Here is a 22,885-nt window from a genome sequence, read left to right as displayed (position 1 = left end):
CCGGTCCTTGAGACCGGTTTTTTATGCACAGCGGAAAAGTACGTTTTAGCAGTCGTCCAGCAAGGGCAACTGCAGGCGGAAAGTGGTGCCTTTGCCCACGGTGCTTTCACACTCGATACGGCCCCCATGACGCTCCACCACCGCCTTGACCATGCTCAGTCCCAACCCCAGCCCTTCGCTGCCTTGGGCCGAGTCAAAGCGCTTGTACTGGCTGAACAGTTCAGGCAAATCCTCGGCGGCTATGCCTGGGCCCTGGTCGCTGATGCGGCATTCCAGCCAGCCTTGCGCGCTGCTGTGTCGCAGCCGGACAGTGGTACCGGACGGGGAATATTTGATCGCGTTCTCCAGCACATTGAACAATGCGCGGGTGAGCAGCGATTGATCGGCTGACACCATCCCTTCGTCGGCCTCGTCCAGATCGTGGACCAGGTGAATCCCCTTGAGCTGGGCGATCACGGCCACTTGATCAAAGGCATCCATTACCAACATGGCGAACAGCGTAGGCTCGAACTGGTAGCCATCGGCCTCAGCCCTCGCCAGTTGCACAAATGATTCGGTCAGGCTCAAGGCGCGGCGTACTTGTTGCTCTATCTGTGCAAATATCGGCGACTCACTGTCGTGCACATCCAACAGGGCGAGGATCGCCGAGTGGGGGGCGCGCAAGTCGTGGGAGAGGAAGCGCAGCATGGTTTCCCGATGCTGCTGGGCCTCGCGCTCCTTGCTCAGGTCGGTGAGGCTCAGCAGCCATCCCAGCGCGACATCCCCTTCGGCCGGCAGCAAGGGGGCAAGCTCCATGCGCAGGCTGCGTTGGTGGATATCACGAAACTCAACGAGTTCCAGTGTCGAGAGGGTAGGGCGTACGCCATTGTGCAGCGGCGGATAACCCAGGTCGGCCAGTTGCTCCAGAAGGTTATGGTTGATCAAGTCATTGCCGAACACTTCCCGGGCGATGCGGTTGGCCAACAGGACATTACCCTGGGTGTCTGTGATCAGTGTCGCCACCGGCAGGCATTCCAATCCATCAGCCATAAACCGTCGCGTGTCCCGCGTACGACTGACGGCTTGCTCCAAGGCAAAGATACGGCCCTGCAATACGTCACCCTTATTGGCGGGTGCACGGCGGCGCTCGGGCAAGACTTTGGGTTCGTTATCCAGGCGCGCCAATTCCCAGCCGAAGTAGGCCAGGATCACGCTGAGACGCCGCCAGTTCCAGATCAGGTAGCTGAGCAGCAAACCGATCAAGCAGGCCGCAGGCGACCACCAGTAGCCCAGGCGCAATAAGGCCGCTGAACCGAGCAAGGCCAAGCACATGCATCCCAGGGTCATCCACAGCGCATAGCGTGGACGGTAGAGCAGCAGGCCCAGCAGCATTGCCACCAAGGACGTTGCCATCAGTGCGGCCAGCCAACCGGGCATGTCCACGATACTTCGACCTTGCAGCAAGCCATTGAGCACATTGGCCTGGATCTCCACACCCGCGGTCGTACCGGCCATAGGCGAGAGCGGTGTGACAAAGCGATCGCCCATGCCCGACGCTGTCGCCCCCACCAGAATCAGACGGCCCCGCAACCGCTCAGGAGGGACCTCACCACGTAATACGCTGACATAAGAGACGCTCGGGAAATGGGTGTCGGCAGCAATAAACGGGATACGGACCGCATGCTCCCGGTGCCAATCCTGGGTGATCGATGGCAGAGGTTCCCCGGGCATCTCGGCCGATTGCCCGCTCATCGCGAAAGCCAGCCACGCTAACTGAAGCGCCGTGGCACCGGCTGGCCCCTCGCGCATATACAGCCTGCGGACCACGCCATCGCTATCCGCCTCCACATTGATATGCCCGACACCCTTGGCACATTTGAGCAGCGACAGCATTTGTGCCCCAGACTGGCTGTAGCTGGCCGAATCGTCACGAGCCAAGGGCAACAATACGTTGCCGGCGTTGCACACCGCGTCGGCCAGGCGCTTGTCATTGACCGGGTTACCGGGCTCGCTGAAGATCACATCAAACAGGATACCGGCCGGCTGCGCCGCGCTCAGGCGATCGATCAGGTCGGCGTGCACACTGCGCGGCCAGGGCCACTGGCCGAGTTTCTTCAGGCTAGGGTCATCGATGGTTACCAGCAGGATGCGCGGATCCACCGGCAGGGGCGCCAGACGTCGAAGGCTGTCGTATAGCGGGTTGTTCAAGGCCAGGCCAGGACTCATCGAGAGGTAGGCAGTGATTGGCAACAGCAGCAAACCGATCCATAACCACTCACGTACCAGACCGTGGAACAGGCGCTGGGCATGGGTGGGTTGGCGCTTTTCGGCCTTTCCCCAGAGCATCATGGATCAACGCGCTTGAGTTGTTGGCGTGCGATAGAAGATGGCATAGACCCCCGATTCCTCCTCAGGCGTTGCACGGCGTAAGCCGACACGCGTACGTGATAGAGCGACGCATTGAGCCCAGTGAAGCTCATTTTCGACACGGTGGAAAAAATTTCCTGCTGGATGTTCATAACGGCGGGGAGTCCAAAGGGCATCCACTATCGGGGCACAGGAGTTTACGACAGCGCATGCGTCGGCTGATCCTTTTCCTTAACGCCTGGAGCCGGTATCTTTCCCACATAGGTATGGAGGGCTTTCAATGGCGTATTCGCTTATTGATCCCAGCGTACCGAGAGATCCAAGGGGTCGACGAACCTGAGCACAATTCTTCAGATTCATTGACCGGCATCTGCGCAGTACGTGCCCCTCAATACGACTGCCGTACTCTTCAAGAAGAAAGGACCCCCCCATGCGTGTCGCAATACTGGATGACGAACCCGCTGAATTGCGACGGGTGGAACAGACACTGCGACAAATCCCCAGCACCGCCGAACAACCCTGGACACTGCATTGCTTCGAGCGCGGCGAAGACCTGCTGCGACAATTGCGCCGGGAGACCTTCGACCTGCTGATACTCGACTGGCAACTGCCCGACATCACCGGTATTGCCTTATTGCGCTGGACCCGTGAACACATGGAGTCGCCACCTGCAGTCATCATGCTCACCAGCCGTGATGCCGAAAGCGATATCGTCAGCGCATTGAACAGCGGGGCCGACGACTACGTCAGCAAACCCTTTCGACCTAACGAACTGAAGGCACGAGTGACAGCCGTTCTACGTCGGCATGGCCTGCAGAGATCGGCAACCCCTGAAGTGCAGAGTTTCAACGACCTGACCTTCGACGATGCAGAGTTGACCGTCACACGCGCAGGCAAACCGATCAACCTTACCGAACGCGAATACCGCCTGGCGAGCTGCTTGTTCGCCAACCTGGCTCGGCCGCTGTCACGCGAGTACCTTTATGAGCGGTTCTGGACCCATGAAGAAATGGTGTCCTCGCGGCCACTGGATACGCATATCTATCGGCTACGCAACAAGCTGGGGCTTACTGCTGACAGGGGTTGGCAGCTGTTGACGATCTATGGGTATGGGTATCGGTTGGAGAGTGTGGCGGCGGCTTCTTCTCATGGATAAAAACCACGATGTTCCACGTGGAGCATTTTGCAGAAGTTGATTTCCCACGCAATAAAAAAGGCCAACGTTATGCTTTGGCCTTTTTTATTTTGGTGTTGTACCTGGTGTGGACTCACAAAATAGATGATGAGCCCTCAGTGTTCGAAAGCCACTCAAGGCGCTGGATACGCAACTCTAGAGGTCTTCGACGCCTGCTCTGGTTAAATCCGTAGTGGATATGCGCCCATCAAACTCAAACCAGAAACTGGCCCCGCCGCTTTCAGATCGACCCTGCATGAGTTTGGTCAAAAGATCATCGTTGAAATGTTTGTGGTACGCATTGCCGAACAACAGTTTCGTGCGTGGGTTGTCAATCAACAGCGCCAGCAGTAAATACTGTTCGGTCCAGTAGATCTGGTGATCGATCAACCACTTCTGTGGAAGACCAAAGGGCAGAAAAACATCATGAACATGGACAAATATTTTCCTGGTTATTTTCGGTAGCAAGCGAAGGTAAATATGCAGGCAATCGCTACCTGTTTTGACCGTGTGGGTGGAATCGATAAACAGGATATCGCCATCTTGCAGCGTGGAATTCAACATCTCAACGGTCAAATCCTGGGCACGTATCGTTTCCAATTGAAGGGCGCCCTCGTTGCTCAGCGACGTGATAAAGGGCCTCGGAAAAGGTTCTATGCAGTGCAACCGTCCCGTTCCGTTTTTGCCCAGCGCCTCCAGGGCAATCAGTGATGAGAACCCACTGCCTATCTCCACAATGGTCTTCGGGCGGATCTGCCTGACATAGGCGTAATAGGCCATGGCATCACTGCATGTGAATTGGCCGTTTTTCCAGAAATAGGAGGTACAAGTTTCGTGATCATCCACTTCAGCAGGATTGAAATCCACCGCGTACGGAATCAGCTTGATCAACTCCGCCCGGAGTTTTTCCTGATCAAACAGGACACTGTGCAGATACGGTGGTTCTGATTCGTTGTATTCATAGGAGCTATACGTTTCGGAAATCGATGGTGTACTTGAGTAAAAATTGCAAGGGATGAGATTAAGGCCAAGCGTTTGCAGTCGCTCTCTATCCTGGGGATCAGCCCAAAGCAGCTTTTGCATCACAGCCAAAGCGGCATCAAACTCTTCATCCGTTACCAGCGTCATCTTCCAGAACCCCGTCCCGAGCTATTTTTGCCAGTGTAGCGCGCTCGCACCCGAGGAGCCTTACTGATAGCAGCGTTGGCACTTTATGCAACTGATCAAGCGTCCCTGAAGATGGTCCAGCGCAGTAAACAAGGTGACGCTGTTATAACTGCCTGGGTTTTGAATTCTTTGGATTAGCCGGGGTTCATCAATCAGATCGGCGTTCTTGTTTCTGTGTTTCCCAGGATTCCGTGAACCAAAAAAAGGCCCGCTGTAAGCGGGCCCTTTTCAAAAATGGCAACCTAACCCTAGGGGCTGGTCGAACATTTATTTGTGAAACATCGCAACTATCCTTTCAACCTACACCGGAATCAGAAGTCCAGGTTAGACACTGCCAGGGCATTGCTCTCGATGAAGTCACGGCGAGGTTCGACCGCATCACCCATCAGGGTGTTGAAGATCTGGTCTGCGCCAATGGCGTCCTCGATGGTTACGCGCAGCATACGACGCTGAGCTGGGTCCATGGTGGTTTCCCACAGCTGATCCGGGTTCATTTCGCCCAGACCTTTGTATCGCTGGATCGTGTGGCGCTTGGTGCTTTCCGCCATCAACCAGTCCAGGGCTTCCTTGAACTCCTTGACCGCTTTCTTACGCTCGCCACGCTGAATATAAGCACCGTCGTCCAGCAGGGTGCTCAGTTGCGCGCCGAGGGTCACAACGGTCTTGTAGTCGTTGCTGCCGAAGAAGTCGCGGTTGAAGGTGACGTAGTTCGACAGGCCGTGGGAGATCAATTCGACCTCTGGCAGCCAGACGTTACGTTCACGGTCTTCACGCAGGCTGGCTTTGTACACCAGGCCGGATTTTTCGACAGTGCGCAGGCGCACTTCGTACTGGGCCAGCCATTCCTGCATGTGTGCGTGGTCGCCCAACTGCTCCAGGCTTACGGACGGCAGGTAGATGAAGTGCTCGGTCAATTCCTGTGGGTACAGGCGCGACAGGCGCTTGAGTGTCTTCATCACCATACGGAAGTCGTTAACCAGACGCTCCAGCGCCTCGCCGGAGATCCCCGGGGCTTCGTCGTTCAAGTGCAGGCTGGCATCTTCCAGGGCCGACTGCGTCATGTACTCTTCCATGGCGTCGTCGTCTTTGATGTATTGCTCTTGCTTGCCTTTCTTCACTTTGTACAACGGCGGCTGGGCGATGTAGATGTAGCCACGCTCGATCAGCTCGGGCAACTGACGGAAGAAGAAGGTCAGCAGCAGGGTACGGATGTGCGAACCGTCGACGTCAGCATCGGTCATGATGATGATGTTGTGATAGCGAAGCTTGTCGATGTTGTACTCGTCTCGGCCAATACCGCAGCCGAGTGCCGTGATCAAGGTGCCGACTTCCTGGGAGGAAATCATCTTGTCGAAACGAGCCTTTTCGACGTTGAGGATCTTACCCTTCAACGGCAGGATGGCCTGGGTGCGACGGTTACGACCCTGCTTGGCGGAACCGCCAGCAGAGTCACCCTCCACCAGGTACAGTTCGGAGAGGGCAGGGTCCTTCTCCTGGCAGTCAGCCAGTTTGCCTGGCAAGCCGGCAATATCCAGCGCACCTTTACGGCGGGTCATCTCACGGGCTTTACGCGCCGCTTCACGGGCACGTGCGGCGTCGATCATCTTGCCGACAACCAGCTTGGCTTCGTTCGGGTTTTCCAGCAGGAAGTCGGAGAAGTACTTACCCATCTCCTGTTCAACCGCAGTTTTCACTTCGGAAGACACCAGCTTGTCTTTGGTCTGGGAGCTGAACTTAGGGTCCGGCACTTTCACCGAGATGATTGCGGTCAGGCCTTCACGGGCATCGTCACCGGTGGTGGCGACCTTATGCTTCTTCGCCAGGCCTTCGGCTTCGATATAGGTGTTCAGGTTACGCGTCAGCGCCGAACGGAAACCCACCAGGTGAGTACCACCGTCACGCTGTGGAATGTTGTTGGTGAAGCACAACAGGTTCTCGTTGAAGCTGTCGTTCCATTGCAGGGCGATTTCCACGCCGATGCCGTCTTCACGCTGGATGTTGAAGTGGAACACCTGGTTGACCGCAGTCTTGTTGGTGTTCAGGTATTCAACGAACGCACGCAAGCCACCTTCGTATTTGAACAGCTCTTCCTTGCCGCTGCGCTCATCCTTGAGGACGATGCCGACACCGGAGTTGAGGAAGGACAATTCACGAATCCGCTTGGCCAGGATGTCCCAGCTGAAGTGGATGTTCTTGAAGGTATCAGCCGAGGGCTTGAAGTGGATCTGGGTACCAGTGGTTTCGCTGTCGCCAACGATTTTCATCGGTTCCTGCGGTACACCGTGGACGTAGGTCTGCTCCCAGATCTTGCCACTGCGGCGAACCGTCAGGATCAGCTCTTCGGACAGAGCGTTCACCACCGACACACCCACACCGTGCAGACCACCGGAGACTTTGTAGGAGTTGTCGTCGAACTTACCACCGGCGTGGAGCACGGTCATGATGACCTCTGCCGCCGAAACACCTTCTTCTTTGTGCACATCTACCGGGATGCCGCGACCGTTATCGCGCACGGTAATGGATTCGTCCGGATGGATGATGATGCTGATGTCGTCGCAGTGACCGGCCAAAGCTTCGTCGATGGAGTTGTCGACCACCTCGAACACCATGTGGTGCAGACCGCTACCGTCATCAGTGTCGCCAATGTACATACCGGGACGTTTGCGTACGGCATCCAAACCTTTCAGCACTTTAATGCTGGTCGAGTCGTACGTGTTTTCTTCGCTCATGCCTTCACTCCCGATGGTCGTGGGTCTGGGTGATACGGCCTTGTTCCACGTGGAACAAAGCGACTGGCGTTTCCGTCTGCCAGCCTTCCCTCAATAATTCGTGGTCTACACAGGTGATAAACACCTGGCAGCGTAAATCTTCCAACAAGCGGCATAACGCACGGCGGTGTTGCTCGTCGAGTTCAGACGGCAAGTCATCCACCAGATAAATACACTGACCACGTCGGGCTTGGCTAACCAGATGCCCCTGGGCGATCCGCAGTGCACACACCACCAACTTCTGCTGGCCGCGGGACAAGATATCCGCAGCATTGTGTGCGCCTAATCTAAGACGCAAATCAGCCCGTTGGGGTCCGGCCTGGGTATGGCCAATTTGCTGATCCCGCTGCAGGGACGTCGCGAGCACTGCACTCAGCTCACGGTCTTTGTCCCAGCCACGGTAGTAACTCAGCGTCAGCCCCTCGAGATCCAACAACTCACTCAAGGTCTGCTCAAAGACTGGTTTCAAGGCTTTGATATAGGCACGGCGGTATTCATCTATTTCATCGCTGGCCAGGCACAATTCCCGGTCCCAGGCCGCTTGCGAAGCGGCGTCAAGTGTACCATGCCGCAGCCATGAGTTCCGCTGCCGCAGGGCCTTCTGCAGGCGCTGCCACGTGGCCATGAATCGCGGTTCCACGTGGAACACTCCCCAGTCGAGGAACTGCCTGCGGATCTTCGGCGCGCCTTCCAACAAGCGGAAGCTGTCAGGGTTGATCAGTTGCAACGGCAGGATCTCTGCCAGTTGTGCGGCACTGCGAGCATTTTGCCCGTCGATGCGAATCTGGAACTCACCGCCGCGATCACGAGAAATCCCCAGGCTGCTGTGCCCACCCTCTGCCAGTTCGACTTGGCCAAATACCGTGCAAGCCAGTTGTTCGTACTGAATCACCGGCAACAAGCGGGCACTGCGAAAGGAACGGGCAAGCCCGAGCAGGTGGATGGCTTCCAGCACGCTGGTTTTGCCACTGCCGTTGGCGCCGTGGAGGATATTGATGCGGGGGGAGGGGGAGAAGGTCACCGGGTGCAAATTGCGCACCGCGGTGACCGAGACGCGACTAAGGGACATCTAGCTTCTGCTGGGCACGATTACAGGCGCATCGGCATAACAACGTAAGCCGAGTCGTCATTATCGGATTCCTGCACCAGGGCGCTGCTGTTGGAGTCGGACAGGATCAGGCGAACCTGTTCGGTGGTCATCACACCCAGCACGTCCAGCAAGTAGCTCACGTTGAAGCCGATTTCCAAAGAACCGCCGTTGTAGTCGACGCCCACTTCCTCTTCCGCTTCTTCCTGCTCCGGGTTATTGGCCTGGATTTTCAACTGACCGTTGGCCAGCTGCAGACGAATGCCCCGGTACTTCTCGTTGGACAGGATCGCAGTACGGCTGAACGCTTCACGCAGGGCCTGGCGATCACCGATCACCAGCTTGTCGCCGCCTTTAGGCAGAACGCGCTCGTAATCCGGGAACTTGCCGTCGACCAGCTTGGAGGTGAAGGTGAACTCGCCGGTGGTCGCGCGGATATGGTGCTGACCCAGCACGATGCTGACATTGCCATCCGGCTCGGTGAGCAGGCGCGCCAGTTCGAGAATACCCTTACGCGGCACGATCACCTGGTGACGGTCAGGTTGACCGATATCGGCGCGCATCGAGCACATCGCCAGACGGTGACCGTCAGTGGCCACGGCGCGAATGATGCCTTCCGACACCTCCAGCAACATGCCGTTGAGGTAGTAACGTACGTCCTGCTGGGCCATGGCGAAGCTGGTGCGCTCAATCAGACGACGCAGTTTGCTTTGCTCCAGGCTGCAGGTCAGTGAGCCAGGGCCTTCTTCCACAGTCGGGAAATCATTGGCCGGCAACGTAGACAGCGTGAAACGACTGCGACCCGCCTTGACCACCAACTTCTGCTCATCAACCTTGATGTCGATCAGCGCGTCGTTCGGCAGGCTTTTGCAGATGTCCATCAGCTTGCGCGCGGGTACTGTGATCTCGCCAGGTTCAGCGGGCTCTTCCAGTTGCACGCGACCGACCAGCTCGACTTCCAGGTCGGTACCGGTCAGGGACAATTGCTGGCCTTCGACCACCAGCAATACGTTGGAGAGCACCGGCAAGGTCTGTCGGCGCTCGACGACGCCTGCGACCAGTTGCAGGGGTTTCAACAGGGCTTCGCGTTGAATGGTGAAATGCATGGTCTAGTCCCTTGCCTTAATAAGCTGCGCTGGTGTCATCAAGTAGTCAGTGTACGCAGCAGGTTCTTGTAGTCCTCGCGAATATCCGCGTCGGATTCCTTAAGTTCGTTGATCTTGCGGCACGCGTGCAAGACCGTGGTGTGGTCGCGGCCGCCAAACACATCACCGATTTCCGGCAGGCTATGGTTGGTCAACTCCTTGGAGAGTGCCATGGCCACCTGACGAGGACGCGCCACCGAGCGCGAACGGCGCTTGGACAGCAGGTCGGAAATCTTGATCTTGTAGTACTCGGCCACGGTGCGCTGGATGTTATCCACACTCACCAGTTTGTCCTGCAATGCCAGCAAGTCTTTCAGGGATTCGCGAATCAGCTCGATGGTGATGTCGCGGCCCATGAAGTGAGAGTGCGCAATGACACGCTTGAGCGCACCTTCCAGCTCACGCACGTTGGAACGGATGCGTTGGGCGATGAAAAACGCGGCGTCGTGGGGCAGATCGACTTTCGCCTGGTCGGCCTTTTTCATCAGGATCGCTACGCGGGTCTCCAGCTCCGGCGGCTCTACCGCAACGGTAAGGCCCCAGCCAAAGCGCGACTTCAAGCGTTCTTCCAGGCCTTCGATTTCCTTCGGGTAACGGTCACTGGTCAGGATGACCTGTTGGCCGCCTTCGAGCAGGGCGTTGAAGGTGTGGAAAAATTCTTCCTGGGAACGCTCCTTGCGCGCGAAGAATTGAATGTCATCGATCAGCAATGCATCAACGGAGCGGTAGAACCGCTTGAACTCGTTGATCGCATTGAGCTGCAGGGCCTTGACCATGTCAGCCACGAAGCGCTCCGAGTGCAGGTACACAACCTTGGCATTCGGGTTCTTCTTTAATAGGTGGTTACCCACAGCGTGCATCAAGTGGGTCTTACCCAAGCCAACGCCGCCATACAGGAAGAGCGGGTTGTAACCATGCTTGGGGTTATCGGCGACCTGCCAGGCGGCCGCGCGGGCCAGCTGGTTGGATTTACCTTCGACGAAGTTCTCGAAGGTGAACGTGCGGTTCAGGTAGCTGGTGTGCTTGAGCGCACCTTCGACCTGCACCGTGCGCTGCTCGGCGCGGACCGGAGCCTGCTGTGAACTGGCACCCGCCATCGGATCGAAGCTGTCGCGGGACGGCTCTTCATTGATAGGCGCGTTGTTCTGCGACGAGGCTTTCGAAGGCGTCTGGGCAACCGGCGCTGGCGAGTTATTAACAGGCGCCACAGGGGCTTGAGCCTGCGAGGCACTCGCTGCGAGCGGAGCATTCGGTGCAGCACGAGGTGCCGAGCTGCGTTTGCTGCCTATTAATAAGGAAAGCACGGGCGCAAGGCCATTGCCGTGTTCATCGAGCAATTCGAGAACGCGGCTCAGGTACTTCTCGTTGACCCAGTCGAGAACAAAACGATTGGGCGCATAGACACGCAACTCGTCGCCTTCGGCTTCGACCTGTAGCGGGCGGATCCAGGTGTTGAATTGCTGGGCAGGCAGCTCATCGCGCAAAAGCTCCACGCACTGCTGCCAAAGTTCCACTGACACGGATATCCCCTAAGTTGAAAGCCGGTGAGGCAAAAACAGCCGCCATTGTAGCGGCCAGCAGCCCACTTATCCACATGTAGGTTGCTCACAGGCCAGCCAAAATCAATGCCTTAACTGCAAAAAATGCGACAGATGGTCTGTGCATAAGCTCTGTGGATAAGCGCGCCTGAGCTCGTTGTACAAGTGGGGTCGAAAGTCTGTGGGTAACTGGCCTGTGGATAACATGCCATTCCACACACAGCTTATCCGACAGCGCAGCACAGGCAGAGCACCGCTTCTCCCCCATGTTGTCATTCTCTGTACAGCACGTGGAATATGGCCTTAAGGTAGTTATCCACAGAGGATGGCCTGCCTAGCTTTTATAAGCTTTACAGAAAAGCTTTAAATAACTTCCTTCTTTATTTTTATATCTATGGCATTGCTCATGGAAGCAGAACGGAAAGAAAAGGTCTGGAGGCCCGTAAAGATCTAATTGAAGGAAAAGCTGGTTGGAAATTGACCTAGAGGCTTGCTTTCTCTAGAATCGCCGGTCTCTTAAAACGGGGGCCATTCCGGCCCGTTGTGGACGAACCAGGTAACAACGCCATGAAACGTACTTTCCAACCAAGCACCATCAAACGCGCCCGTACCCACGGCTTCCGTGCTCGCATGGCTACCAAGAACGGCCGTGCTGTCCTGTCGCGTCGCCGCGCCAAAGGTCGTGCGCGTCTGGCAGTTTGATAATCCGGTACTGGTGGTGAGTCAGGACTTCAGTCGGGAAAAGCGTCTGCTAACCCCCCGGCACTTCAAGGCAGTCTTTGACTCCCCCACCGGCAAGGTTCCGGGGAAAAATCTCCTGCTCCTTGCGCGTAACAACGATCTTGATCACCCCCGTCTCGGGTTGGTGATCGGCAAGAAGAGCGTAAAGCTCTCCGTTGAGCGCAATCGCCTCAAGCGTCTGATGCGCGAATCGTTTCGCCTCCACCAGGACACTCTGGTTGGTTGGGATATTGTTATCGTCGCGCGCAAAGGCTTGGGGGATGTAGAAAACCCCGAATTGATTCAGCATTTCGGCAAGCTCTGGAAACGTCTGGCGCGTACCAACAAACCAGCACCAGCAGTCAGCACCGAAACTGTAGGGGTAGACAGCACCGATGCGTAAACTGGCACTCGTTCCGATCCAGTTTTATCGCTATGCCATTAGTCCTCTGATGGCCAGCCACTGTCGTTTCTACCCCAGTTGTTCCTGCTACGCGTTAGAGGCCATAGAAAATCATGGTCTTCTGCGCGGTGGCTGGCTGACCTTTCGTCGTTTAGGTCGCTGTCATCCGTGGAATCCCGGTGGTTATGACCCGGTTCCACCTATCCCTACCTCCCGTTCTTCTTCGATGGCCGAGTAATCATGGATATTAAACGCACGATCCTGATCGTCGCCCTGGCAATCGTGTCCTACGTCATGGTCCTTAAGTGGAACCAGGACTATGGCCAGGCTGCCCTGCCGACTCAGAATGTTGCTGCCAATGCTGTTCCAGCGGGGCTTCCCGATACAGTAAGTGGCACCAATACTGCCGCCAGTGATGACATTCCACGGGCAGCGGGCGAAACAAAAGCACCTGCCGAAGTTGCAGTTGCCGCAAGCACCGACCTCATCCAGATCAAGACGGATGTGTTGGACCTGGCTATCGACCCGCAAGGTGGCGATGTTGCCAAGCTGACACTTCCGCTGTATCCGCGTCGTCAGGATCACCCGGAAATCCCATTCCAGTTGTTCGATAACGGTGGCGAACGTGTTTACCAGGCACAAAGTGGCCTGATCGGCACCAACGGCCCTGATGCGAGTGCAACCGGTCGTCCGATTTTCTCTGCGGAGAAGAAGAGCTATCAACTGGCAGATGGCCAAGACCAACTGGTCGTGGACTTGAAGTTCAGCAAGGACGGCGTCAACTACATCAAGCGCTTCACACTCAAGCGCGGCCTGTACGACATCGTTGTCACCTATCTGATCGACAACCAGAGCGCCCAGCCTTGGACCGGCGCAATGTTTGCGCAGCTCAAGCGTGACGCCAGTTCCGATCCATCGTCCAGCACTGCGACGGGTACCGCGACTTACCTGGGCGCTGCCCTGTGGACAAGTTCGGAGCCGTACAAAAAAGTATCCATGAAAGACATGGATAAAGTGGCCGAAGACAAAACCAAGGCGCCGATCACCTATAACGTGAACGGTGGCTGGGTAGCCTGGCTGCAACACTACTTCGTGACCGCGTGGATTCCTCAGCCCGGCCAGAACAATGCAGTACTGGCGCGCAAGGACAGCAAAGGCAACTACATCATCGGCTACACAGGCCCGGCGATGACCGTCGCTCCAGGTGCCAAGGCTGAAACCAGCGCTACGCTGTACGCCGGCCCGAAAAGCCAGGCCGTGCTGAAAGAGTTGTCCCCAGGTCTGGAACTGACTGTGGATTACGGCATCCTGTGGTTCATTGCCCAGCCGATCTTCTGGCTGCTGCAACATATCCACAGCATCGTCGGTAACTGGGGCTGGTCGATCATCTTCCTGACCATGCTGATCAAGGGGATCTTCTTCCCACTGTCGGCCGCCAGCTACAAGTCGATGGCGCGCATGCGTGCCGTGGCCCCTAAACTGGCCGCACTGAAAGAACAACATGGCGATGACCGGCAGAAAATGTCGCAGGCCATGATGGAGCTGTACAAGAAAGAGAAGATCAACCCGCTGGGTGGATGCTTGCCGATTCTGGTACAGATGCCGGTATTCCTGTCGCTGTACTGGGTACTCCTGGAAAGCGTGGAAATGCGCCAGGCACCGTTCATGCTGTGGATAACTGACCTGTCGATCAAAGACCCGTTCTTTATCCTGCCGATCATCATGGGCGCGACCATGTTTATCCAGCAGCGCCTGAACCCGACGCCGCCGGATCCGATGCAGGCCAAGGTGATGAAAATGATGCCAATCATCTTCACCTTCTTCTTCCTGTGGTTCCCGGCTGGCCTGGTTCTGTACTGGGTGGTCAACAACGTGTTGTCGATCTCTCAACAGTGGTACATCACACGTAAAATCGAAGCGGCTACCAAAAAAGCCGAGGCGTAATTTACTCTGTGGATAACCACTCAAGACGCCCCCTAGTGGGGCGTTTTGCTTTCCGTCACTTTTATTCTGGAACCTGCTGATGAGCGCTCCTCGTGAAACCATCGCTGCTGTCGCTACCGCTCAGGGTCGCGGCGGTGTCGGTATCGTTCGTATTTCCGGACCGCTCGCCGGGATTGCCGCGAAGGCCATCAGCGGACGAGAGTTGACGCCGCGCTATGCCCATTACGGCCCGTTCCTCGGCTCTGATGAGGAAGTATTGGACGAAGGCCTGGCCCTGTATTTCCCGGGACCCAACTCCTTCACGGGTGAAGACGTGCTGGAATTGCAGGGGCACGGTGGCCCGATCGTTCTGGATATGTTGCTGCAGCGCTGCCTGCAGTTGGGTTGCCGCCTGGCTCGCCCGGGTGAGTTCAGTGAGCGGGCATTCCTCAACGACAAGCTCGACCTGGCACAGGCCGAGGCGATTGCCGATTTGATCGAGGCCAGTTCTGCGCAAGCTGCACGCAATGCGCTGCGCTCTCTGCAGGGCGCTTTTTCCCTGCGTGTGCATAACTTGACCGAACAGTTGATCAGCCTGCGCATCTACGTCGAGGCGGCGATTGATTTTCCTGAAGAGGAAATCGACTTCCTTGCCGATGGCCATGTATTGGCGATGCTGGATAAGGTCCGTGATGAGTTATCCACAGTCCTGCGGGAAGCCGGGCAAGGCGCGTTGCTGCGAGACGGCATGACCGTCGTGATCGCCGGGCGTCCCAATGCCGGCAAATCCAGCCTGCTCAATGCGCTGGCGGGGCGTGAAGCAGCCATTGTCACCGAGATCGCCGGCACCACCCGGGATATCCTGCGCGAACATATCCACATCGATGGCATGCCGTTGCACGTCGTCGACACCGCCGGTTTACGCGATACCGATGACCAGGTGGAAAAGATCGGCGTGGAACGCGCGCTCAAAGCCATCGGCGAAGCGGACCGGGTACTGCTGGTGGTGGACGCCACCGCGCCGGAGGCTGTGGATCCTTTTGCATTGTGGCCGGAATTCCTCGAGCAACGGCCGGACCCGGCCAAAGTCACCTTGATTCGTAACAAAGCCGATCTGACGGGTGAAGCCATTGCGATGGAAACCAGCGCTGATGGCCACGTCACTATCAGCCTGAGCGCCAAGTCTGCGGGTGAGGGCCTGGAATTGCTGCGCGAGCATCTCAAGGCCTGCATGGGTTACGAGCAGACGTCGGAAAGCAGCTTCAGTGCGCGCCGCAGGCACCTGGAGGCGCTGCGCCATGCAAGCTCGGCATTGGAGCACGGCCGGGCGCAGTTGACCTTGGCGGGGGCGGGGGAGCTGCTGGCTGAGGATCTTCGCCAGGCGCAGCAGCTGTTGGGAGAAATCACCGGCGCATTCAGCTCCGATGATTTGTTGGGACGGATCTTCTCCAGCTTCTGTATCGGCAAGTAGGAGCAGGCTTGCCAGCGATAGCGGCCTGAAGATCATTTTGATTCTTCAGGCCTTCATCCATCACCAGTTGTACGAAACAGTCCCAAGCAGTGTACGACTGTCACCCCAGTAGCAGCGGCCCGCGTCGTTGCATCCAGAAACATACTCCTTGTCGAACAGGTTCTTGGCGTTCACGTCCACTGACCAGTGCTTGTCGATCTGATAGCCGACGGCTGCGTCCACCAGAGTGACGCTCCCAGCATCCAGCTTTCCGTACAGGCTTGGCTGGGTGTAAGAAAACGTACTGTCGAAATAGCGCACACCGCCGCCCAGGGACAAGCCCCTGAGTTGGCCATCGAGGAAGCGGTACTTGCCCCACACCGAGGCCTGGTTGCGCGGAACCCCCGTCATCTGATGCCCCTCGACCAGCGAGGTAGCCGAGTCCTTGGTAATACGAGCGTCAGTGTAGGTGTAGGCTGCGGTCACATTCAGGTTGGGCGTGATGTTGCTGTTCACCTCGACCTCGGCCCCTTTGGCCCGGCTTTCGCCCACCTGGCGGTAGCTGTTGGTGGTGGCGTCGAGGTAGGTGTCATCTTCCTTGCGCAAGTCATACACCGACAGGGTCATCGCCGTATCCCAGCCGACCGGTTCGTACTTCACCCCCACTTCATACTGACTACTGGTGATCGGCTTCAACGGTGAACCGGCGTTGGAGATCTGCTGTACAGGCACAAATGCGGTGGAGTAGCTGACGTACGGCGTCAGGCCGTTGTCGAACTGGTACATCACCCCGCCCTGGTAGGTAAACTTGCGGTCTTCGGAGCCGGTGTCGCTGGCCTTGTTGACCTTGTCGCGGAAATCACTGTCGACCCAGTCCTGGCGGCCGCCCAGCAGGAACAACCAGTGGTCATACTTGCTCTGGATTTGTGCATAAACACCCTTCATCTGCTGCTCGAGCAAGGTGTTTTGCACAGCCACCGGGGTAAGCGGCTCACGCAGGTACACGGGGTTATACACATTGATGGTGCCGGCGAAGCCTGCGTCCCAATCCTGGTTGAACGAGGTGCGGTCATAGCTGGCGCCGAACAGCACGGTATTTTCCAGGTCACCGACCTGGAATTTGCCTTCCAACTGGTTATCCAGGGAGTAGACCATCGACTTGTTGTAGCGGTCGTAGGCCGTCATGTTCAGTTGGGTGCCGAAACCGCCATTGTTCAATGTGCCCGGCCAGGTTTCGTGACGGTTGATGCGCGATTGCATGTACCGCGAGTTCTGGCGGAACTGCCACTCATCATTGAAGCTGTGGCTGAATTCGTAGCCGCTGCTCCAGGCTTCACGTTCGAACGTATTCCAGTCCGGGTCGCCGAGCATGGTGTGCTTGGACAGCTTTCCGTTCGGATTTGTAAGCAAGGTCCCCGCGGCGGGTAGGCCGAGTTCGAGATTGGTGTGGTCCTTTTGGTAATTGGCCAACAGAGTGAGCGTGTTGAAGTCGTCGAAATTCAGGGTCAGTGAAGGCGCTATATACAGGCGATCATCAGGAACATGGTCAGTCTGCGTATCAGACTTGCGGCCGAGCATCACCACCCGGCCAAGGATATTGTCGCTGTCGTTGAGTGGACCAGAGATATCCACACCCAACTGACGCCGATTATTCGAGCCATAACCGAGCTGCACTTCACCCTGCGGCGTGGCAGTCGGATGTTTGCTCACCAGGTTCACTAAACCGCCAGGCGCGTTTTCACCGTACAGCAGGGAAGAGGGCCCACGGAATATTTCGACCCGCTCCAGGCCATAGGGCTCACTGGTGGTGTCGTACCGATTGCCTTGTACACGCAGGCCATCTCGCAGCAGGCCGTAGCCGTAATCCGTGGCATTGAAACCGCGGATGAAGAACAAGTCACCTGCGAGACCGTCGCCAGCAGCAAAGGGCGGCGCGAAGATACCTGGCACGTAGCCCAATACTTCAGTCAGGGTCTGCGACTTCTGGTCCTTGATGCGCTGGCCGGTGACGACCGATACCGAACGCGGTGTTTCCGACAGAGGCGTGCTGGTCTTGGTGCCGATACGGCTGTTTTGCGCTTTGTAGCCCACATCCCCGGCGATCTCCTGATTGAACCCAGCCTGTTGATAAGTACTGACCGTGGTGGGCGCGAGCGTGAGTTGCCCTGTAGGAATGGCCTGCAAGACATAGCTGCCAGGCGCCTGGACTACCGCTTGTAACCCCGAGTTCTGCAGCAACAGTGCAAAGCCTTGCTCAATCGAATAGTCACCTTCCAGCCCGGTGCTGTTCAAGCGCGCGGTTTGTTGGGGCGAGAAAGACAGAATCACATTCGCCCTGGCGGCAAATTGGCTCAAGGCATTGTCCAGGGGACCAGCCGCAATGGCGTAATGCTGCACCGTGCTGGCGGCCATGGCGTCATTGGATAGCAAAACACCGGCTGTGGCTGCTGTGCCGAGCAGTAGGCTGCACGTCATACCGTGGTAGGAAAGTCGCTGGCGGAGCTTGGTGCGAAGGCGCATAGGTGGGTAAGCCCTGAAGGTGGCGTCGTGATTACCTTTAGGGCCGTGCCAGGTAAAAAAAAGATAACCCCTTGTGAGGATATTTTTTCCGATCAAGCGATTCGCTTCACCGAAACCCAATAGCGAGTGAAGTATTTCACCTGAATGGGCAAGGTTGCCTGCAGATTCGCCAGCACCGCATCGGTGGAATCGAGGCGGAAAGTCCCGGAAACACGTAGGCGTGCACTAGCCAAGTCGCATTTCAGGACGCCCGGACGGTAGCGGGCAAGGTCTTCGATCACATCCCCGAGGCGAGCATCCAATACGATCAGCTGGCCGTCGACCCAGGCAGCCTGGGACCCGCTATACGTGTGGCCAAGCCCTACGTTTTGACGATCAAAGTCAGCGCTTTCACCGGCACCGAGCAGTCGAGCATGGTTGGGCCGGTCACCAGGGGCCACACTTACGCGATCCTCCAGAACACCGACACGCGTGGAATCCGGCAACTGGCGCACTGTAAACCGAGTACCCAATGCCTGGACTCGGCCCTGGCGGGTTTCGACATAAAAGGGCGTGTGCCCGCCCAACTTGCCGGTGTGGATAAGTACTTCACCTTCACGCAGCCGGATCAAACGTTGGCGCCCGTCGAAGATCACGTCAATCGCCGTGCTGGTATTCAGATCAATCCGTGTGCCGTCAGCCAATGCGATACGCCGGCGTTCCCCCACAGAGGTCCGGTAGTCGGCCCAAACATTGCCCAGGGAGGTGTGTTGCTGGACATTCCAGCCCAGGCACCCGGTACCGCCCATTACCAGCATCCACTTCAATACCTGGCGACGTTGTTGCGTGGTCGACAATGCCCGGCGGGTGAAATCCTGGGGCAGGGCGCCGAGACTGCGCTGCAATTGCTCCATCTGGTTCCACGCCGCCTGATGGGACGGATCGCCGTTGAGCCATTGTTGCCAGGCAAGGCGTTCAGCAGCCGTAGGCGTTTGGGATTGAAACTGTACATACCAGTGAGCAGCGGCCTCGAAGGTCTTGCGATCGGGGGCGGCCATTACAGGCTGGCCATGATCAGCGAGCATTCAGTCAATGCACGGATCATGTGCTTCTTCACCGTGGTCAGCGACACCTGCAGTTGATCGGCGATCTGTTGATAAGTCAGCCCCTCGATCTGCGACAACAGGAAGATCCGTCGCGTTCGCTCGCCGAGTCCGGACAGGGCTTTATCCACAGCCACCAGCGTCTCGATGATGATGGCTTTGTCTTCCTCACTGATGGCCGTGGCTTCAGGCCGTTCGGCCAAGGTCTGCTTGTAGGCCTGCTCGATGGCATGCCGGCGATAACGATCAATCACCAGGCCCCTGGCGATGGTTGCCAGGTAGTCACGCGGTTCAACGATCTGCGCCGCATGCCGCCCAACCAGAATGCGCACGAACGTATCGTGCGCCACATCGGCTGCATCGCACGCGTTATGCAACTTACCTTTGAGCCACCCGTGCAACCAGGAGTGGTGCTGCTCGTAGATGTTCTGAACCGCAGCCGTGTGTGAAGAAGGGGACATAGGGCATGACAAGCTAGGTTAATGATAATCGCTATTATTAACTGCCTGGCTGTTTTCTCACAATAGATCTCTTTTTGACGTGCTCACCCCCGAATAGAAAGATTCGGTTGGCTTCGTCGTGGGCGAAATTCACACCATTGCACGGATTTCTGTGGATTAAGCCCTGTGAATAACCACCCCTGTGCCCAGTTGATAACAGGGCTCGAAACCTGAGTAAAAACCCCTCTGTGGATAACCACCTGTTTAATCCACAGGCTTAAAGCACTTATCCAAGGGCCTCATTGGCACATGACCACAGACTTTTGAATCGCTGTACACATTGTAAATAAAGGCCTGTAGAGATCTATCCACAGAAAAGGTGCCTAGTAGAAATAAACATAAAAACAAAGATTTAATAAATTTCTCTCTTTTAATTTCTATTGTCTGTGATTCATCCACAGCTGGTTAAATTTTGTGCAAAGGGTTCTTTAGGAAGGGCGAAGTCCCTATACTTGCCGCCAAAGCTCCAAAACCCTTTCAACAAACAATTCCTGATTACCTACATAAGCAGGCACGAGGTGCGTGGTGGATTTCCCTTCCCGTTTTGAAGTGATCGTCATCGGCGGCGGTCATGCCGGTACCGAGGCAGCACTGGCGTCAGCACGCATGGGCGTAAAAACCCTGTTGCTGACGCATAACGTGGAAACCCTCGGCGCCATGAGTTGCAACCCTGCCATTGGTGGGATCGGCAAAAGCCATCTGGTCAAGGAAATCGACGCCCTTGGTGGCGTGATGGCCGAGGCTACCGACAAGGGTGGTATTCAATTTCGCGTGCTCAACAGCCGCAAAGGCCCGGCCGTGCGTGCCACTCGGGCCCAGGCAGACCGCATCCTGTACAAAGCCGCAGTCCGCGAAACCCTGGAAAACCAGCCCAACCTGTGGATATTTCAACAAGCCGCCGATGACTTGATCGTTGAACAGGACGTGGTTCGCGGTGTTGTCACCCAAATGGGCCTGCGTTTCTTCGCAGAATCCGTGGTGTTGACCACCGGTACGTTCCTCGGCGGACTTATCCACATCGGCATGCAGAACTATTCGGGTGGCCGCGCCGGTGATCCGCCGTCGATTGCCCTGGCAAAACGCCTGCGCGAATTGCCGCTGCGCGTCGGTCGCCTGAAAACCGGGACCCCACCGCGTATCGACGGGCGTTCCGTGGATTTCTCGGTGATGACCGAACAAGCGGGCGATACTCCGATTCCGGTAATGTCGTTCATGGGTTCCAAGGAGCAACACCCCAAACAGGTGAGCTGCTGGATTACCCATACCAATGCGCGCACTCACGAAATCATTGCCGCGAACCTCGACCGTTCGCCGATGTACTCCGGGGTGATCGAAGGTATTGGCCCGCGTTACTGCCCGTCGATCGAAGACAAGATCCACCGCTTTGCCGACAAGGAAAGCCATCAGGTCTTCATCGAGCCGGAAGGCCTGACTACCCATGAGCTGTACCCGAACGGGATTTCCACTTCCCTGCCGTTCGATGTGCAAATCCAGATCGTGCAATCGATTCGCGGCATGGAAAACGCACACATCGTGCGTCCGGGCTACGCCATCGAATACGACTACTTCGACCCGCGTGACCTGAAGTACAGCCTGGAAACCAAGGTTATCGGCGGTCTGTTCTTCGCCGGGCAAATCAACGGCACCACCGGCTACGAAGAAGCCGGCGCCCAGGGTTTGCTGGCCGGTACCAACGCCGCGTTGCGTGCACAGGGCAAAGACAGCTGGTGCCCGCGTCGCGATGAAGCGTATATCGGCGTGTTGGTCGACGACCTGATTACCCTGGGAACCCAGGAACCGTATCGGATGTTCACTTCCCGGGCGGAATACCGCCTGATTCTGCGGGAAGACAACGCCGACCTGCGCCTGACCGAAAAAGGTCGTGAACTGGGGCTGGTCGACGATGCGCGCTGGGCGGCCTTCTGCAAAAAACGCGAAAGCATCGAGCTTGAAGAGCAGCGCCTGAAAAGTACCTGGGTTCGCCCCGGGACCGAGCAGGGCGACGCGATTGCGGAAAAATTCGGCACGCCGCTGACTCATGAATACAACCTGCTGAACCTGCTGTCCCGTCCGGAAATCGACTACGCCGGTCTGGTCGAAGTGACCGGCGGCGGCGCCGATGATCCACAGGTTGCCGAGCAGGTCGAAATCAAGACCAAGTACGCCGGTTACATTGACCGCCAGCAGGACGAGATCGCTCGTCTGCGCGCCAGTGAAGACACCAGGCTGCCTGTGGATATCGACTACACCGGTATTTCCGGATTGTCGAAAGAAATCCAAAGCAAGCTGGGGATAACTCGCCCCGAGACCCTCGGGCAGGCTTCACGTATCCCGGGCGTCACCCCTGCAGCTATTTCGCTGTTGATGATTCATTTGAAAAAACGCGGCGCGGGCCGTCAGTTGGAGCAAAGCGCTTGAGTTCGTTGGTCACCTCGCAACACGCCGAAGAGTTATCCACAGGTGCGCGCCAATTGGGCGTGGACTTGACCGAAGCCCAGCACGATTTGCTGCTGGGTTACCTGGCCCTGTTGATCAAATGGAACAAGGCTTACAACCTGACGGCTGTGCGTGATCCCGACGAAATGGTTTCCCGTCACTTGCTCGACAGTCTGAGCGTGATGCCGTTTATCGAAAACGGTCGTTGGCTCGATGTCGGCAGTGGTGGCGGTATGCCTGGCATCCCGCTGGCTATCCTGTTTCCTGAGTCGCAAGTGACCTGCTTGGACAGCAACGGCAAGAAAACCCGCTTCCTGACCCAGGTCAAACTCGAACTCAAGCTGGATAACCTGCACGTTATCCACAGTCGCGTCGAAGCCTTCACGCCTGAGTTGCCCTTCAACGGAATTGTTTCCCGGGCGTTCAGCAGCATGGAGAACTTCAGCAACTGGACTCGTCACCTGGGCGACCGCGACACCCGCTGGCTGGCAATGAAGGGCGTCCATCCAAGCGATGAGCTGTTAGCATTGCCGGCAGACTTCCACCTCGATAGCGAACACGCCTTGGCCGTACCCGGTTGCCAAGGCCAACGCCATCTGCTGATACTGCGCCGCACGGCATGATTG

17 protein-coding genes are annotated in these 22,885 nt (G+C 57.0%); 8 read left to right on the top strand and 9 right to left on the bottom strand.

The window, feature by feature from the left end; genetic code table 11:
* Positions 1-45: 45 nt before the first annotated feature.
* Positions 46-2,328 carry a CHASE2 domain-containing protein gene (locus B9N88_RS16045; protein WP_027608160.1) on the bottom strand — a complete coding sequence of 761 codons (2,283 nt, stop codon included), beginning with the start codon at positions 2,326-2,328 and terminating at the stop codon, positions 46-48.
* Between the two features lie 448 nt (positions 2,329-2,776).
* Here B9N88_RS16045 and B9N88_RS16040 point away from each other — a divergent pair, with 448 nt between their 5' ends.
* Entirely contained in the window at positions 2,777-3,502 is a 726-nt protein-coding gene (locus tag B9N88_RS16040; RefSeq protein ID WP_027608161.1) for a response regulator transcription factor, read from the top strand.
* A 174-nt stretch (positions 3,503-3,676) separates the two neighbouring features.
* Here the strand turns inward: B9N88_RS16040 and B9N88_RS16035 are convergent, their stop codons facing one another.
* The 5 genes from B9N88_RS16035 to dnaA form a co-directional block, all read right to left on the bottom strand.
* Positions 3,677-4,648, bottom strand: a complete 972-nt coding sequence (locus tag B9N88_RS16035) for a class I SAM-dependent methyltransferase (protein WP_027608162.1) — start codon at positions 4,646-4,648, stop codon at positions 3,677-3,679.
* Positions 4,649-4,998: 350 nt separating this feature from the next.
* The gene (gene gyrB / locus B9N88_RS16030; protein WP_027608163.1) at positions 4,999-7,416 is read right to left on the bottom strand and encodes a DNA topoisomerase (ATP-hydrolyzing) subunit B; all 2,418 of its coding nucleotides are present in this window, start codon (positions 7,414-7,416) and stop codon (positions 4,999-5,001) included.
* A gap of 4 nt (positions 7,417-7,420) precedes the next feature.
* Entirely contained in the window at positions 7,421-8,524 is a 1,104-nt protein-coding gene (recF, locus tag B9N88_RS16025; RefSeq protein WP_027608164.1) for a DNA replication/repair protein RecF, read from the bottom strand.
* Between the two features lie 20 nt (positions 8,525-8,544).
* Positions 8,545-9,648: a DNA polymerase III subunit beta gene (gene dnaN / locus B9N88_RS16020; RefSeq protein ID WP_005783345.1), complete on the bottom strand. Its 1,104-nt coding sequence runs from the start codon at positions 9,646-9,648 to the stop codon at positions 8,545-8,547.
* A 38-nt stretch (positions 9,649-9,686) separates the two neighbouring features.
* A complete protein-coding gene (dnaA, locus tag B9N88_RS16015) occupies positions 9,687-11,207 on the bottom strand; it encodes a chromosomal replication initiator protein DnaA (protein ID WP_027608165.1) in 1,521 nt (506 codons plus the stop codon).
* A 585-nt stretch (positions 11,208-11,792) separates the two neighbouring features.
* Here dnaA and rpmH point away from each other — a divergent pair.
* The 5 genes from rpmH (at position 11,793) to mnmE (ending at position 15,742) form a co-directional block, all read left to right on the top strand.
* Entirely contained in the window at positions 11,793-11,927 is a 135-nt protein-coding gene (rpmH, locus tag B9N88_RS16010) for a 50S ribosomal protein L34 (protein WP_003213577.1), read from the top strand.
* A 16-nt stretch (positions 11,928-11,943) separates the two neighbouring features.
* The gene (gene rnpA, locus B9N88_RS16005; protein ID WP_053128141.1) at positions 11,944-12,348 is read left to right on the top strand and encodes a ribonuclease P protein component; all 405 of its coding nucleotides are present in this window, start codon (positions 11,944-11,946) and stop codon (positions 12,346-12,348) included.
* Entirely contained in the window at positions 12,341-12,586 is a 246-nt protein-coding gene (gene yidD / locus B9N88_RS16000; protein WP_010207715.1) for a membrane protein insertion efficiency factor YidD, read from the top strand. The genes rnpA and yidD overlap by 8 nt, the downstream gene beginning before the upstream one ends.
* 2 nt (positions 12,587-12,588) lie before the next feature.
* Positions 12,589-14,292 carry a membrane protein insertase YidC gene (yidC, locus tag B9N88_RS15995; protein WP_027608166.1) on the top strand — a complete coding sequence of 568 codons (1,704 nt, stop codon included), beginning with the start codon at positions 12,589-12,591 and terminating at the stop codon, positions 14,290-14,292.
* A gap of 79 nt (positions 14,293-14,371) precedes the next feature.
* On the top strand, positions 14,372-15,742 hold the full coding sequence (gene mnmE, locus B9N88_RS15990; RefSeq protein ID WP_043293853.1) for a tRNA uridine-5-carboxymethylaminomethyl(34) synthesis GTPase MnmE: 1,371 nt from the start codon (positions 14,372-14,374) through the stop codon (positions 15,740-15,742).
* A gap of 60 nt (positions 15,743-15,802) precedes the next feature.
* Here the strand turns inward: mnmE and B9N88_RS15985 are convergent, their stop codons facing one another.
* From B9N88_RS15985 to B9N88_RS15975, 3 genes are all read right to left on the bottom strand, one after another.
* The gene (locus tag B9N88_RS15985; protein ID WP_027608169.1) at positions 15,803-18,241 is read right to left on the bottom strand and encodes a TonB-dependent siderophore receptor; all 2,439 of its coding nucleotides are present in this window, start codon (positions 18,239-18,241) and stop codon (positions 15,803-15,805) included.
* A 92-nt stretch (positions 18,242-18,333) separates the two neighbouring features.
* Positions 18,334-19,278 carry a FecR domain-containing protein gene (locus B9N88_RS15980; protein WP_027608170.1) on the bottom strand — a complete coding sequence of 315 codons (945 nt, stop codon included), beginning with the start codon at positions 19,276-19,278 and terminating at the stop codon, positions 18,334-18,336.
* Entirely contained in the window at positions 19,278-19,784 is a 507-nt protein-coding gene (locus B9N88_RS15975; RefSeq protein WP_027608171.1) for a sigma-70 family RNA polymerase sigma factor, read from the bottom strand. The genes B9N88_RS15980 and B9N88_RS15975 overlap by 1 nt, the downstream gene beginning before the upstream one ends.
* 564 nt (positions 19,785-20,348) lie before the next feature.
* Here B9N88_RS15975 and mnmG point away from each other — a divergent pair.
* The gene (mnmG, locus tag B9N88_RS15970; RefSeq protein ID WP_027608172.1) at positions 20,349-22,241 is read left to right on the top strand and encodes a tRNA uridine-5-carboxymethylaminomethyl(34) synthesis enzyme MnmG; all 1,893 of its coding nucleotides are present in this window, start codon (positions 20,349-20,351) and stop codon (positions 22,239-22,241) included.
* Positions 22,238-22,882, top strand: coding sequence for a 16S rRNA (guanine(527)-N(7))-methyltransferase RsmG (gene rsmG / locus B9N88_RS15965; protein WP_027608173.1), 645 nt, complete (start codon positions 22,238-22,240; stop codon positions 22,880-22,882). Before mnmG ends, rsmG begins: the two co-directional genes overlap by 4 nt.
* Positions 22,883-22,885 lie beyond the last annotated feature (3 nt).

Origin of the sequence: Pseudomonas sp. LAMO17WK12:I1 (assembly GCF_900177315.1) — a bacterium.
Classification (GTDB): Bacteria; Pseudomonadota; Gammaproteobacteria; order Pseudomonadales; family Pseudomonadaceae; genus Aquipseudomonas; species Aquipseudomonas marginalis.
This window is presented reverse-complemented; position numbering and strand designations above follow the sequence as displayed.

Coding starts and splice junctions, on each gene's coding strand:
- dnaN (WP_005783345.1), bottom strand. CDS start 9,648: ATGCATTTCACCATTCAACGCGAAGCCCTGTTGAAACCCCTGCAACTG.
- recF (WP_027608164.1), bottom strand. CDS start 8,524: ATGTCCCTTAGTCGCGTCTCGGTCACCGCGGTGCGCAATTTGCACCCG.
- B9N88_RS15980 (WP_027608170.1), bottom strand. CDS start 19,278: ATGGCCGCCCCCGATCGCAAGACCTTCGAGGCCGCTGCTCACTGGTAT.
- B9N88_RS16045 (WP_027608160.1), bottom strand. CDS start 2,328: ATGATGCTCTGGGGAAAGGCCGAAAAGCGCCAACCCACCCATGCCCAG.
- mnmE (WP_043293853.1), top strand. CDS start 14,372: ATGAGCGCTCCTCGTGAAACCATCGCTGCTGTCGCTACCGCTCAGGGT.
- gyrB (WP_027608163.1), bottom strand. CDS start 7,416: ATGAGCGAAGAAAACACGTACGACTCGACCAGCATTAAAGTGCTGAAA.
- yidD (WP_010207715.1), top strand. CDS start 12,341: ATGCGTAAACTGGCACTCGTTCCGATCCAGTTTTATCGCTATGCCATT.
- B9N88_RS16035 (WP_027608162.1), bottom strand. CDS start 4,648: ATGACGCTGGTAACGGATGAAGAGTTTGATGCCGCTTTGGCTGTGATG.
- B9N88_RS15975 (WP_027608171.1), bottom strand. CDS start 19,784: ATGTCCCCTTCTTCACACACGGCTGCGGTTCAGAACATCTACGAGCAG.
- B9N88_RS16040 (WP_027608161.1), top strand. CDS start 2,777: ATGCGTGTCGCAATACTGGATGACGAACCCGCTGAATTGCGACGGGTG.
- rpmH (WP_003213577.1), top strand. CDS start 11,793: ATGAAACGTACTTTCCAACCAAGCACCATCAAACGCGCCCGTACCCAC.
- B9N88_RS15985 (WP_027608169.1), bottom strand. CDS start 18,241: ATGCGCCTTCGCACCAAGCTCCGCCAGCGACTTTCCTACCACGGTATG.
- yidC (WP_027608166.1), top strand. CDS start 12,589: ATGGATATTAAACGCACGATCCTGATCGTCGCCCTGGCAATCGTGTCC.